The organism is Variovorax sp. VRV01 (genome assembly GCF_014852545.1).
In the GTDB taxonomy this organism is placed as follows: domain Bacteria; phylum Pseudomonadota; class Gammaproteobacteria; order Burkholderiales; family Burkholderiaceae_C; genus Variovorax; species Variovorax beijingensis_A.
The window spans coordinates 296,016-308,564 of the sequence record NZ_JACVBS010000007.1; the positions used below are offsets into that span (position 1 = coordinate 296,016).

The 12,549-nt window shown below is 67.4% G+C and carries 12 protein-coding genes; 10 read left to right on the forward strand and 2 right to left on the reverse strand.

Going from position 1 to position 12,549, the window contains the following annotated elements:
* The first annotated feature begins 1 nt into the window (after position 1).
* Positions 2 to 730, forward strand: a complete 729-nt coding sequence (gene bioD, locus IB278_RS15275; RefSeq protein WP_225612908.1) for a dethiobiotin synthase — start codon at positions 2 to 4, stop codon at positions 728 to 730.
* Here the strand turns inward: bioD and IB278_RS15280 are convergent.
* Positions 713 to 1,762, reverse strand: a complete 1,050-nt coding sequence (locus IB278_RS15280; RefSeq protein ID WP_145747353.1) for an aldo/keto reductase — start codon at positions 1,760 to 1,762, stop codon at positions 713 to 715. The two genes, bioD and IB278_RS15280, sit on opposite strands and share 18 nt — an antisense overlap.
* Before the next feature lie 236 nt (positions 1,763 to 1,998).
* On the opposite strand from IB278_RS15280, the gene IB278_RS15285 reads away from it, so the two are divergent.
* The 3 genes from IB278_RS15285 to IB278_RS15295 all read left to right on the forward strand — a co-directional run bounded on the left by IB278_RS15285 (position 1,999) and on the right by IB278_RS15295 (position 6,089).
* Entirely contained in the window at positions 1,999 to 2,991 is a 993-nt protein-coding gene (locus IB278_RS15285) for an AraC family transcriptional regulator (protein ID WP_145747352.1), read from the forward strand.
* 262 nt (positions 2,992 to 3,253) lie between these two features.
* Complete coding sequence (locus tag IB278_RS15290; protein WP_192323870.1) at positions 3,254 to 5,095, forward strand: esterase/lipase family protein; 1,842 nt, start codon at positions 3,254 to 3,256, stop codon at positions 5,093 to 5,095.
* Positions 5,096 to 5,132: 37 nt separating this feature from the next.
* Positions 5,133 to 6,089, forward strand: coding sequence for a T6SS immunity protein Tli4 family protein (locus IB278_RS15295; RefSeq protein ID WP_192323872.1), 957 nt, complete (start codon positions 5,133 to 5,135; stop codon positions 6,087 to 6,089).
* 207 nt (positions 6,090 to 6,296) lie between these two features.
* Here the strand turns inward: IB278_RS15295 and IB278_RS15300 are convergent, their stop codons facing one another.
* On the reverse strand, positions 6,297 to 6,740 hold the full coding sequence (locus IB278_RS15300) for a universal stress protein (RefSeq protein ID WP_192323874.1): 444 nt from the start codon (positions 6,738 to 6,740) through the stop codon (positions 6,297 to 6,299).
* 104 nt (positions 6,741 to 6,844) lie between these two features.
* Between IB278_RS15300 and IB278_RS15305 the strand changes: the two genes are divergently transcribed.
* The 6 genes from IB278_RS15305 (at position 6,845) to ccoP (ending at position 12,538) form a co-directional block, all read left to right on the forward strand.
* The gene (locus IB278_RS15305; protein WP_192323876.1) at positions 6,845 to 9,172 is read left to right on the forward strand and encodes a heavy metal translocating P-type ATPase; all 2,328 of its coding nucleotides are present in this window, start codon (positions 6,845 to 6,847) and stop codon (positions 9,170 to 9,172) included.
* The gene (ccoS, locus tag IB278_RS15310; RefSeq protein WP_012747919.1) at positions 9,172 to 9,309 is read left to right on the forward strand and encodes a cbb3-type cytochrome oxidase assembly protein CcoS; all 138 of its coding nucleotides are present in this window, start codon (positions 9,172 to 9,174) and stop codon (positions 9,307 to 9,309) included. Before IB278_RS15305 ends, ccoS begins: the two co-directional genes overlap by 1 nt.
* Positions 9,310 to 9,374: 65 nt before the next feature.
* Entirely contained in the window at positions 9,375 to 10,814 is a 1,440-nt protein-coding gene (gene ccoN, locus IB278_RS15315) for a cytochrome-c oxidase, cbb3-type subunit I (protein ID WP_192323878.1), read from the forward strand.
* Between the two features lie 9 nt (positions 10,815 to 10,823).
* On the forward strand, positions 10,824 to 11,453 hold the full coding sequence (gene ccoO, locus IB278_RS15320) for a cytochrome-c oxidase, cbb3-type subunit II (RefSeq protein ID WP_192323880.1): 630 nt from the start codon (positions 10,824 to 10,826) through the stop codon (positions 11,451 to 11,453).
* Positions 11,454 to 11,466: 13 nt separating this feature from the next.
* Positions 11,467 to 11,607, forward strand: coding sequence for a CcoQ/FixQ family Cbb3-type cytochrome c oxidase assembly chaperone (locus tag IB278_RS15325; protein WP_012747922.1), 141 nt, complete (start codon positions 11,467 to 11,469; stop codon positions 11,605 to 11,607).
* A gap of 19 nt (positions 11,608 to 11,626) precedes the next feature.
* Entirely contained in the window at positions 11,627 to 12,538 is a 912-nt protein-coding gene (ccoP, locus tag IB278_RS15330) for a cytochrome-c oxidase, cbb3-type subunit III (protein WP_145747346.1), read from the forward strand.
* Positions 12,539 to 12,549 lie beyond the last annotated feature (11 nt).

Sequence of the window (12,549 nt, forward strand, 5' to 3'; positions counted from 1 at the left end):
CATGACACACCGCCGCTGGTTCGTCACGGGCACCGATACGGGCGTCGGCAAGACGCTGGCCAGCGGCGCAATGCTGAGCCTGCTGGCCGCATCGGGCCTGCGCGCGGTCGGCATGAAGCCGGTGGCCGCGGGGCTGGAACTCATCGATGGCGCCTGGCGCAACGAGGACGTCGAGCAGCTGCGCGCGGCCGGCAACGTCGATGCGCCCCTGGCCCTGCGCTGCCCGTACCTGCTGCGTGCGCCGATGTCGCCGCATCTTGCGGCGCGCGAAGAGGGCGCGCGCATCGAACTGCCGCCGCTGCTGTCGGCCTTCGCGGCGTTGTCGCAGTGCGCCGACGCGGTGGTGGTCGAAGGCGTGGGCGGCTTCTGCGTGCCGTTCGGCGACGACATCGACATCGACAGCGCCGACCTGGCCGTGGCGCTGGGACTGCCGGTGATCCTGGTGGTCGGGCTGCGCCTGGGCTGCCTGAACCATGCGCTGCTCACGGCTGAAGCGATCCGCACGCGCGGGCTCATGCTGGCGGGGTGGATCGCGAGCACCATCGAGCCGGAGATGCTGGCACCCGAGGCCAATCTCCAGACGCTGCGCGACCGGCTCGGCGCGCCCTTGCTAGGCGTGGTGCCGCATTTGGCCGAGCCCTCGGCGGCCCACGCCGCGCGGCACCTCGACCTGCGCGCATTGCGCGCTACCGCGGCCCACGCTGCGCGCCGGTCAGCCGCGCTGGCCTGATTCGGCGAGGCGCTTCGCCCGTGCGCCGCCCTGGCGCTCGAGCATCCAGCCCGGGTACTCGGAGGGCAGGGCGCTCACCTTGCCGAGTGCGGCCAGCTCATCGGCGGAGAGCCGGATCGCGGTGGCGGCAATGTTGTCGTCCAGCTGCGCGACGCGCTTGGCGCCGACGATCACGCTGGTCACCACCGGCTGGTGCAGCAGCCACGCGAGCGCGATCTGCGCCACCGACACCTTGCGCGCTTCGGCCAGCTGGCGCATCACGTCGATGCAGTCGTAGGCGCGCTCGACGTTCACCGGCGGAAAGTCGAAGCTGGCGCGGCGGCTGCCTTTCTCGGCTTCGGTGCCGCGCCCGTACTTGCCGCTCAAGAGGCCGCCCGCCAGCGGGCTCCAGACCATCAGGCCGAGGCTTTCGCTCTGCAGCATCGGCGCCAGTTCGCGCTCCAGGTCGCGGCCCGCGATGGTGTAGTAGGCCTGCAGCGATTCGAAGCGCGCGAGCCCCTGGCGTTCGGCGATGCCCAGCGCCTTCATGATCTGCCAGGCCGCCCAGTTGGAAACGCCCACGTAGCGCACGTGGCCCTGCTGCACCAGGTTGTCCAGCGCGCGCACGGTTTCCTCGATGGGCGTGACCGGGTCGAAGCCGTGGATCTGGTAGAGGTCGATGTGGTCCAGCTGCAGGCGCCTGAGGCTGGCCTTCACGCCGTCCATGATGTGGTAGCGCGAGGCGCCGGCCGCATTGGCGGTCTTGCCGGTCTCGCCGAACACCTTGGTGGCGACCACGACGTTTTCGCGCGGCACCTTGAGGTTCTTCAGCGCCTGGCCGGTGATGGTTTCCGACAGGCCTTCGGAGTACACGTCGGCGGTGTCGATGAAGTTGATGCCGGCGTCGAGCGCGCGGCCGACCAGGCCTTCCGCCTCGGACTGCTGGAGGTTGCCGATCTGGCCCCAGATGCCGCTGGAGCCGCCGAAGGTCATGGTGCCGAGGCAGAGTTCGGAAACGAACAGGCCGGTGCGGCCGAATTTGCGGTACTGCATGAGAGATGTCCTTTGGGTGGGTGGCGCGAGAAGAGGGCCGGAAGGCCCCCGCCGTCCGCAAAAGTATCCGGCCGCGGCGCCGGGCATGGCGAGCGCGTTCCTGCAAAGTCCTTGCCTATTTCTCCAGACCTCCTGCGCGGGCCGTGCAGATTCGTTGGCGTGGCGCTAAGCTTTGAACCACCCGATCCTCCACGCCGGCCGCCCATGCGGCCCCCACCCGTGACAAGGCCCCGAACATGCCTGACCCAACACCTCAAATCGCTGCCGCCATTGCCCAGCCGATGCCGCTGGAGCCCGAACTCGACGAAGCCCGGAAGGAGCTGGTCGGGCTGATCAACCGCATCACGCGCGGTCAGGACGGCACCGTGGAAACGCCGGTGGACGGCCTGCAGGTCCACTGCATCAGCAAGCCCGACGGTCCCAAGCATGCCTTCGCGACCCCGGCGCTCGGGCTGATCGCGCAGGGCTCCAAGCGGATCATCGTGGGCGACGACATCTATGTGTACGACCCCATGCACTACCTCGTGACCTCGGTCGACCTGCCGGTGTGCGGCCAGGTGCGCCTGACGAGCGACAACGAACCTTACCTCGGGCTGCGGCTGGAGCTCGCGATCGACGAGATCGGCAAGCTCATCGGCGACGAGAAGCTGCCCGCCAAGGCCAATGCGCCGGCGTCGCGCGGCATGTACGTCAACCGCATCGGCATGCCGGTGCTGGAGCCGGTGCTGCGGCTGCTGCGGCTGGTCGAGTCGCCCGAGGACGTGCCGATCATGGCGCCGCTCATCAAGCGCGAGATCATGTACCGCCTGCTGGTGAACGGAGAGGGCGCGCGGCTGCGGCAGATCGCGCTGCAGGACAGCCACACCCAGCGCATCGCCAAGGCGATCAGCGCGCTGCGCATCAACTATTCGCAGTCGCTGCGGATCGAGGACATGGCGCGCGCGGTGCACATGAGCGTGTCGTCGTTCCACCATCACTTCAAGGCCGTGACGGCCATGAGCCCGCTGCAGTACCAGAAGCAGCTGCGCCTGCAGGAGGCGCGCCGCCAGATGCTGATGGCGGGCGTGGACGTGTCGAGCGCGGCGCACAGCGTGGGCTACGAGAGCCCGTCGCAGTTCGCGCGCGAGTACAGCCGCATGTTCGGCGCGCCGCCGCTGCGCGACAAGCGCCGCTGGCTCAGCGAAGCCGAGAACGACGCTCTCGGCGCGGGCTCGATGCAGGCCGCCTGAGGGATGGCCCGCTGCGGGCCAGCGCAACTGCTGTGCGATGCCATCGCGATCAGGTCGCACGCATTAAAACCAACGCTCTACTCAGACTCGAAACGGCGAAGGCTTCGTCGAGAAAATCCTCCTGCGCGTGAGATAGTGCCCTTCGCTCGGGATCGCACGGATCGGATTCCACCCAGAATCGTCTTTCGTCGGACGCGCCGGACTTCTACAAGGTGCGCCGGGTCGGCAGATTCGAAGAGAACAGCAAGGGAGGAACTGAGCAATGGCCATCGAGGGAGAAGACAAAGACCACTGGATGGATTTTTCGCTGGGCATCGGCGGCTTTGCCGACGTGGCCGTCGCCACCACGCCGGTAGCCGACAAGCGCAGGATTCGCGTGCGCGTGCCGCCGGGAAAAATCATCCCCATCGTGTTCCTGCCGGGCATCATGGGCAGCAACCTGCGGCTGTCCAGAGCGCGGCAGCAGCAGCTCAAGCGCAGCGACAACATTGCCTGGCGTCCCGACGATGCGGGAGACGGCTGGAGCCGGCGCAACGCCGAGCCGGCCGAGCGCCAGATGCGGCTGGATCCGGACGAAGTGGAAGTCGACCGCTACGAAGTCACCGACAACGGCAACAGCCACTTCGACGCCACGGGCGATGCGACCGTCAGCTCCGACAAGCGCCATGGCAACGTGCCCGACGACCTCGGCCGCGTCGGCAAGCTGCTGGTCGATGACCCCGTGGCGGACCCGAACCATCCGCTGGCGAAGAACAGCCTGAGCTTCACCGCTGCCCAGAAGGCCCGCGCGCGCGGCTGGAGCGAGGTGATGTTCGGCGCCTACGGCGACATCATCAAGCGCATGGAGAACCAGCTCAACGACATGCTGCGCGGCCACGGCGCGAACGCGAGGCTCTCTCCGGTCTGGACGCCTGCGGGAGGCGGCAACCACGCCGTGCCGGTCCGGCGCGATCGCGCGGCCATGCAGAACCCCTCGGCCTTCGGCGCCACCGGGGCCCCCGCGCTGACCGAAGCCGACATCCGGAAGATCGGCAGCTGCTGGTACCCCGTGCACGCCTTCGGCTACAACTGGCTCAAGAGCAATGGAGAGGAAGCCAGGTCGCTCGCGCCGAAGATCGACAAGCTCATCCAGACCTACAACGAGAACGGCTTCGACTGCCCGGGCGTGATCCTGGTGACCCACAGCATGGGCGGCATCCTGGCACGCGCGCTCATCCACCCGGACTACGGCAACATCAAGAGCAAGGTGCTGGGCATCGTGCACGGCGTGATGCCCACCACCGGCGCGGCGGCGGCCTACAAGCGCATGCGCGCGGGCTTCGAGGGTGGGGGCATCAAGGCAGACATCATTCAGGGCGTGCTGGGCGATGACGGCGCGAAGGTGACGGCGGTGCTGGCCAATGCGCAGGGCGGGCTGGAACTGCTGCCGGCAGCGGCCTATGGCACGCAGTGGCTGCATGTGCAGGACCAGGATGGGAAGTTCCTTGCACGACTGCCCCAGGGCAATGCGGTGGATGAGATCTATACGTTGGGGCCGGAGAAATGGTGGCGGTTGATCAATCCGGAGTGGATTGATCCGGCTGGGCAGCTCAACAAGCCTCCAAATGAGGGCGGCAAGACTGAAGAACAGATCGGGCCAAAAGCGACCATGGAACGCGTCAAGGATGCAATGAGTTTCGCCAACGCCATCCAGAACACCTTTCACGAACGAACTTACGCCCACTACGGCAACGATCCGGATCATCCGGCCTGGAACGAGGTGTCATGGCGCGTGGTCGACGGCGATGCGGCGAAGGCGGGCGACCCGGCGAACTGGACCATGGTGCCCGGCGAGAAAGGCGACAACAAGAAGGGCCTGCTGAAGGTGCGCGGCAACCATGGCGTGGAACTCATACTGAAACTCCAGCCACCCCCTGCCGCAGCCGATGGCACGGTTCCAGTGGAGCGCAGCGCGAGCAAGGTGAAGGCGAAGCTCAAGTTCGTCCAGCGCGGCTATGACCACCAGGACAGCTATATGAATCCGGATGCCGACGCCTCGACGCTGTACAGCATCGTGCGCATCGCCAATGAATTCGACCCGCCGTGGTGGGACAAGAAAGACTGAAGCGCCTCGCTTTAACCATGACCAAGGGAGCATTCCGATGACGAACCCTCGCATTGAACGGCTATTCGAACGCACCAAACTGCTGTGCTTCGGGCGCTATGTACTTACGGCGCCCGTGGATTCGCGCCTGGCCTTCGGGCGGGACTTCCCGACACTGCCCAACCAAGCCAAGGACATCGAGAAGGTGATGGAGGCCGAGCGGGTAAAGATCTTGAAGGCAAGAAATACTGCCGAAATCACCTACTTCGGCAAGGGGCCAGCTCCGGACACGTGGATGATTCGATCTTACAAAAGCGCATCGGCCAAAGAACTTCAATTAGAAGGGTTTCGGATCTATCACGTTGTAGGCCCCCACATTTTTGTGAACGGTAGAGGGACGGATAACGGAGCGACCGCGGAATCCATTCTTCGAGACACGGTTGAAATCGCTAGGGATCTACGCCCTCGGGAGCCCGACGAAGTGCCCACCGACCAAGGGCTGTGCCACGAATTCGGATTCCGGCGGCTGGATGGCGCCAAGGGCAATGTGCTGACCCAAGTCGGCCTGCACATGGCAGCCTTGCCCGACGTGGTCTTCAGCGTCCAGAGCAACCAGACCATCAACGCCACCTTCCCCGGCAACAGCGATGGCCTGCTCAAGCTCATCGCCGACCGCAAGCGCGAGGCGGGCAGCAACTACCCCAGGCTCACGACCTTGCGCGAGGGAAAGAGGAAGGTCCACAGCTGGGATGGCGAGGAGTCGCTGGTGCGACGCCCCGACGGCACGCAGGACTTCGAGTGGATGTTCATCGGCGAGAACGGCGGCAGCGTTGCGCGTCCCGGCAACCTGAGCGTGACGATGCGCACCAAGGTCGAGGCCGACCGCATCGGTGCGGCCAAGGCCTCCTCCCTCAACGACGAGGAAGCCATCGCGCTGTGGGACAAGCTGCTCGAAGGCCTGAAGTTCCGTGTGGCGGTGCCGGGCGCACCCGCCGACGCGGTGGCGATCAAATGAGGAAATCAGCGATGACTTCGAGCCAACACCCGACTCGGCGAGAGGCGCTGCAATGGACCCTGGGCGCCGTGGCGGTAACGGCCTTTCCGGTCGCCGCGCTCGCGCGGCTCCAGGCCATTGCGCAACCCACCAGGCCATCGGCCAATCTGCTGTGGAAACCCACGGACGATGCGCCGCGCATCCGGGTCTCGCCTGACCAATCGAACCCTACCGCAGTACGAGCACCGGCAGCGTGGAATGCGTCAGCACGTGCTGCGTCTCGCTGCCCAGCAGCAGCCGCTTGATGCCCTTGCGGCCGTGCGAGGCCATGACGATCAGGTCGCACTTGTGCTTCTTCGCGGCGGCGACGATCGATTCGGCCACCAGGTCCGAATTGGCGATGGCCTTCTTCAATGGCACGCCGATCGCCGCCGCGCGTGCCGCCACGCCGTCGAGCATGTCCTGCGCCTTGTCGGCCCATTGCTTTTCGACCCGGGCGATGTCTTCGGGCGAGAAGGACATCGCGCCGTCGAAGTAGCTCCTGGGGTAGCGCGGCACCACGGTGAGCGCCACGAGGTCGGCATCGTGCCGGCTCGCCAGGGCGATCGCACTCGTGACCGCTTTCTTCGAAAGTGTGGAGCCGTCGGTGGCCACGAGAATGCGCTTGTACATGGTTTTCTGTCCGGGGAGGTGTGCCGCGAGCTTAGGCCGCAGGCTGCTTTCGTCACTTGATGCAGATCAAACGGGAACGGGGGCCCGGCACTTAGCCTTGCCCGATGCAAGCTGCGCTCGCCCCCTTTTCCCCGGCCGCCGCGCTTCCACGGGCACCCCGTGAAGAGTGGCAGGCGCTCGACGATCCCGCCGAATGGCCTGCGTTCGGCCATGCGCTCGATGGCGGCGATGCCGGCACCGTGCGCTGGGAATCGCAGGTGGCGGTGGAAGGCATGCACTGCGCGGGCTGCGGCCTCGCCGTGGAGGCGGCGCTGCTGCGCGTGGCAGGCGTGCTCGAGGTCCAGGTGAACGCCGCAAGCCAGCGCGCCCGCGTGGTCTGGTCCGCCGCGCAGACGCGGCCTTCGCGCTGGTTCGAGGCCTGCGAAGCTGCCGGCTACCGGCTGGTGCCCGCCGCGGACAGCTCCGCGCGCGAGCGCCGTTCGCGCGAGTTGCGGCTCGCGCTCTGGCGCTGGCTGGTGTCGGGCTTCTGCATGATGCAGGTGATGATGTATGCCTACCCGGCCTACATCGCGCAGCCCGGCGAAATGACGCCGGACGCCGCGCAGCTGCTTCGCTGGGCCTCCTGGGTGCTGACGCTGCCGGTGCTGTTCTTCTCCTGCGGGCCGTTCTTTCGCAGTGCGTGGCGCGATCTTCGCCATGCACGCATCGGCATGGACGTGCCGGTTGCCTTCGGCATCGCCATCGCATTCGCGGTCAGCACCGCGGCCACCTTCGACAGCGCGGGCGCGCTGGGGCACGAGGTCTATTTCGACTCGCTCACCATGTTCGTGTTCTTCCTGCTCACGGGCCGCTGGCTTGAAGCGCGGCTGCGCGACCGCACGGCCGGCTCACTCGAGGCCGTGATGAACCGCCTGCCTGACAGCATCGAGCGCCTGGATGCCGCGGGCGGCTGGGAGCGTGTGGCGGTGCGGCGCCTGGCCGCGGGCGACGTGGTGCGGGTGCGGCCGGGCGAGGCCTTTCCGGCCGACGGCATGCTGATCGACGGCGGCACCAGCACCGACGAAGCGCTGCTGACCGGCGAATCCCGCCCGGTGGCGCGGGCGCGCGGCGAGCGCGTACTGGCGGGCAGCCACAACCTGTCGGCCACGGTGCAGGTGCGCATCGAATCGGTGGGCGAGGGCACGCGCTTTGCGCAGATCGTTCGGCTGATGGAAAGCGCCGCGCTGGGCAAGCCACGGCTGGCTCGGCTGGCCGACCGGATCGCACGGCCGTTCCTCGTGCTGGTGCTGCTGTCGGCCGGCAGCGCCGCGGCCTTCTGGTGGCCGGTCGATCCTGGCAAGGCATTGATGGTGGCGGTGGCGGTGCTGATCGTGACCTGCCCGTGCGCGCTGTCGCTCGCAACGCCGGCCGCCATGCTCGCGAGCGCGGGCGCATTGGCGCGCGGCGGCGTGCTGACGTCCAACCTGCAGGCGCTGGAGGCGCTGGCCTCGGTCGACACGGTGATCTTCGACAAGACGGGCACGCTGACCGGCGACACGCCGCGCCTCGAACGCGTGTACTGCCGCCAGGGCTTGCGCCCCGGCGACGCGCTGGAGATCGGCGCCGCGCTGGGCGCGCACTCGCTGCATCCGGGCGCGCGGGCTCTCGTGAATGCGTGGAATGCGCAATTCCGCTCGCCGCCCGCCTGGGAAGTGGCGCAGCCGGCCGAGCTGGCCGGACTCGGGCTCGAAGGCCTGCTGCGCCGAAGCGGCGATGCGGGCAGGCCTGCGCGGCGCGTGCGGCTGGGCTCGGCGAGCCATTGCAATGTGGCGCCACTGCAGGTCGAGGCGCCGCAGGTGCACCTCAGCGACGAGCAGGGCTGGATCGCGAGCTTCGTGCTGGCCGAGGAACTGCGTCCGGACGCGGCCGCCGCGGTGGCGGCACTGCAGGCCGAAGGCGTCACGGTGCGGCTGCTGTCGGGCGACCGCGACAGCGCCGCACGCGAGATCGCCGCGCGCGCCGGCATCGAATTTGCGCAGGGCGGCTGCACGCCCGAAGACAAGCTCGAGGTCCTGTGGCGCCTGCAGGCCGAAGGCCGGCAGGTGGCGATGGTGGGCGACGGCCTGAACGACGGGCCTTCGCTGGCGCGCGCGAACGCCTCCTTCGCCTTCGGGCGCGCCGTGCCGCTGTCGCGCGCGCGGGCCGACTTCGTGGTGCCGGGCGATGCGCTCGCGGCTATTCCGCGCACCATCGCGCAGGCGCGGCGAACGCTGCGCGTGGTGCGGCAGAACCTCGCGTGGGCGGCCGGCTACAACGCGCTGTGCGTGCCGCTGGCCGTCATGGGCTGGCTGCCCGCCTGGCTGGCCGGGCTGGGCATGGCGGCGAGTTCGCTGGTGGTGGTGCTCAACGCGGCGCGGCTCGCGGCCCCCGCCGCGGGCAGGGCGGTGCGCTGATGGACATCCTCTTCCTGCTGATCCCGCTGTCGGTCGTGCTGGTGCTCGCCATCCTCGGCGGCCTCTGGTGGGCGATCGAGCGCGGCCAGTTCGAAGACATCGAGATCGAGGGCGACCGCATCCTGCGCGGCGATTGATCTGCATCAAACCCTCGGGAGGAGGGCGCGGGGACACTGCCCGCAGTCCATCAAGAGGCACCACGATGCAAGAACCCAATCCTCCCGCAGCGGTCTACGACGACACCGCCGTACGGCAGCTCGCCCTCATGTCCGTGGTCTGGGGCGTGGTCGGCATGCTGGTCGGCGTGATCATCGCCACCGAGCTCGCCTGGCCCGAATTCAGCCTCGGCATTCCGTGGCTCAGCTATGGGCGGCTGCGGCCGCTGCACACCAACGCGGTGATCTTTGCGTTCGGCGGCTGCGCGCTCATGGCCACCAGCTTCCACGTGGTGCAGCGCACCTGCCAAGTCCGGCTGTTCGCGCCGGCGCTCGCGTCGTTCGTGGTCTGGGGCTGGCAGGCCGTGATCGTGGCCGCCGCCATCAGCCTGCCGCTGGGCTACACCACGGGCAAGGAATACGCCGAGCTCGAATGGCCCATCGACATCCTGATTGCGGTGGTGTGGGTGGCCTACGCGGTGGTGTTCTTCGGCACCATCGGGATCCGGAAGGTGCGCCACATCTACGTGGCCAACTGGTTCTACGGCGCCTTCATCATCGCGGTGGCGCTGCTGCACATCGTCAACAGCGCCGAGATTCCGGCGGGCTGGATGAAGAGCTACTCGGCCTATGCCGGCGTGCAGGACGCGATGGTGCAGTGGTGGTACGGCCACAACGCGGTGGGCTTCTTTCTCACCGCGGGTTTCCTCGGAATGATGTACTACTACATCCCCAAGCAGGCCGGCCGGCCGGTGTATTCGTACCGGCTCTCGATCGTCCACTTCTGGGCGCTGATCTTCACCTACATGTGGGCCGGCCCGCACCACCTGCACTACACGGCGCTGCCGGACTGGACGCAGTCGCTGGGCATGGTGTTCTCGCTGATCCTGCTCGCGCCGAGCTGGGGCGGCATGATCAACGGCGTGATGACGCTCTCGGGCGCCTGGCACAAGCTGCGCACCGATCCGATCCTGCGCTTCCTGATCGTGGCGCTGTCGTTCTACGGCATGTCGACCTTCGAGGGCCCGATGATGTCGATCAAAACCGTCAATGCCCTGAGCCACTACACCGACTGGACCGTCGGCCACGTGCACTCCGGCGCGCTGGGCTGGGTGGGCTTCATCACGATGGGCTCGCTCTACTACCTGATTCCGCGCATGTACGGCCGCACTGCCATGTACAGCGTGAAGGCCATCGAGGCGCACTTCTGGATGGCCACCATCGGCATCGTGCTGTACATCGCCGCCATGTGGATCGCCGGCGTGATGCAGGGCCTGATGTGGCGCGCCGTGAACCCCGACGGCACGCTCACCTACACCTTCGTGGAGAGCGTGAAGGCCACCTTCCCGTTCTACGTGGTGCGGCTGTCCGGCGGCCTGCTGTACTTGGCAGGGATGCTGGTGATGGCGTGGAACGTGTGGATGACCGTCATCTCCGGGCGCTCCGTGAGGGCCGCCATCCCGCCCGTTGCCATTGCCCACGCCTGAGGAAGCGCCATGACGCAGAAGACCCCCTCCCAAAGCGGCTTCACCCATGAAAAGGTGGAGACCAACAACCTGCTGATGATCGTGCTGATTCTCGTGGTGGTCGCCATCGGCGGCATGGTCGAGATCGTGCCGCTGTTCTTCCAGAAGTCGACCACCGAGCCGATCCAGGGCCTGAAGCCGAACACCGCGCTGCAGCTGGCCGGCCGCGACGTCTACCTGCGCGAGGGCTGCTACAACTGCCATTCGCAGATGATCCGGCCGTTCCGCTCGGAGACGCTGCGCTACGGCCACTACTCGGTGGCCGGCGAGTTCGTCTATGACCATCCGTTCCAGTGGGGCAGCAAGCGCACCGGCCCCGACCTGCACCGCGTGGGCGGCAAGTACAGCGACGAGTGGCACCGCATCCACCTGAACAACCCGCGCGACCTGGTGCCCGAATCGAACATGCCGGCCTATGCCTGGCTGGACAGGACCCAGGTCGATGCCGACGCCATTCCGCGCCGCATGCGCGCGCTGCGCCAGGTCGGCGTGCCGTACACGGACGAGGAGATCGCCCGTTCCGCCGACGACGTGCGCGGCAAGACCGAGATGGACGCCACCGTGGCGTACCTGCAATCGCTGGGCCTCGCGCTCAAGTAGGGAGCACCGAACCATGATCGACATCACCACCTTGCGCGTTGCCGCCACCGTTTCCTGCTTTGTGCTTTTCCTCGGCATCGTGGCCTGGGCCTATGCCCGCCGCAATGCGCCGCGCTTCGAGGAAGCCGCGCAGCTGCCGTTCGAGCAGGACTGAAGAACAAAAGGGGCCCACGATGAGCGATTTCGTCAACAACTTCTGGTCCAACTACATTGCCGCCGGCACGGTGCTGAGCATCCTCGGATGCATGCTGCTGCTGTGGCTCACGGCCCGCAAGCGCGTACCGTCCGATGCGGACAACACCACCGGCCACGTCTGGGACGAGGACCTGCGCGAAGCCAACAATCCGCTGCCCATGTGGTGGATCGGCCTCTTCGTGCTCACCATCTTCTTCGCGGTGGGCTACCTGGTGGTCTTTCCCGGCCTGGGCAGCTTCGCCGGCCAGGCGAACTGGAGCACCAGGACCGAGTACGACGAGGACGTCGCCAAGGCCACCAAGGCGCTGGCGCCCGTCTATGCGGGCTACGCCGCCATGCCGATGGAGGACATTGCGCGCGAGCCCAAGGCCATGGCCATCGGCGAGCGCCTGTTCATGAACAACTGTTCCCAGTGCCATGGCTCCGATGCGCGCGGCAGCAAGGGATTTCCCAACCTGACCGACAAGGACTGGCTGCACGGCGGCACGCCCGAGAAGATCGTCGAGACCATCACCAAGGGCCGCGTCGGCACGATGCCGCCGATGGCGGCGGCGGTGGGCTCGCAGGACGACGTGAAGAACCTGGCGAACTATGTGCTGAGCCTTTCGGGCGCGCCGCACGACTCGGTGCGCGCCGGCCTCGGCAAGTCGAAGTTCACGGTGTGCGCTGCCTGCCACGGCATCGGCGGCGTGGGCAACCAGGCCGTGGGCGCCCCCAACCTCAGCGACAAGATCTGGCTGCACGGCTACGGCGAGGCCGCCATCGTGCAGATGGTCAACGCCGGCAAGCACAGCGAGATGCCCGCGCAAGAGGGCCGGCTCACGGAGGCCCAGATCAAGCTGCTCGCATCCTATGTCTGGGGTTTCTCCAACCCTGCCACCGGGCCCTGACACCGACCGGC

Bases quoted from the DNA above. Each gene is read 5' to 3' on its own strand.
- bioD (WP_225612908.1), top strand. From the start codon at position 2: ATGACACACCGCCGCTGGTTCGTCACGGGCACCGATACGGGCGTCGGC.
- IB278_RS15280 (WP_145747353.1), bottom strand. From the start codon at position 1,762: ATGCAGTACCGCAAATTCGGCCGCACCGGCCTGTTCGTTTCCGAACTC.
- IB278_RS15285 (WP_145747352.1), top strand. From the start codon at position 1,999: ATGCCTGACCCAACACCTCAAATCGCTGCCGCCATTGCCCAGCCGATG.
- IB278_RS15290 (WP_192323870.1), top strand. From the start codon at position 3,254: ATGGCCATCGAGGGAGAAGACAAAGACCACTGGATGGATTTTTCGCTG.
- IB278_RS15295 (WP_192323872.1), top strand. From the start codon at position 5,133: ATGACGAACCCTCGCATTGAACGGCTATTCGAACGCACCAAACTGCTG.
- IB278_RS15300 (WP_192323874.1), bottom strand. From the start codon at position 6,740: ATGTACAAGCGCATTCTCGTGGCCACCGACGGCTCCACACTTTCGAAG.
- IB278_RS15305 (WP_192323876.1), top strand. From the start codon at position 6,845: ATGCAAGCTGCGCTCGCCCCCTTTTCCCCGGCCGCCGCGCTTCCACGG.
- ccoS (WP_012747919.1), top strand. From the start codon at position 9,172: ATGGACATCCTCTTCCTGCTGATCCCGCTGTCGGTCGTGCTGGTGCTC.
- ccoN (WP_192323878.1), top strand. From the start codon at position 9,375: ATGCAAGAACCCAATCCTCCCGCAGCGGTCTACGACGACACCGCCGTA.
- ccoO (WP_192323880.1), top strand. From the start codon at position 10,824: ATGACGCAGAAGACCCCCTCCCAAAGCGGCTTCACCCATGAAAAGGTG.
- IB278_RS15325 (WP_012747922.1), top strand. From the start codon at position 11,467: ATGATCGACATCACCACCTTGCGCGTTGCCGCCACCGTTTCCTGCTTT.
- ccoP (WP_145747346.1), top strand. From the start codon at position 11,627: ATGAGCGATTTCGTCAACAACTTCTGGTCCAACTACATTGCCGCCGGC.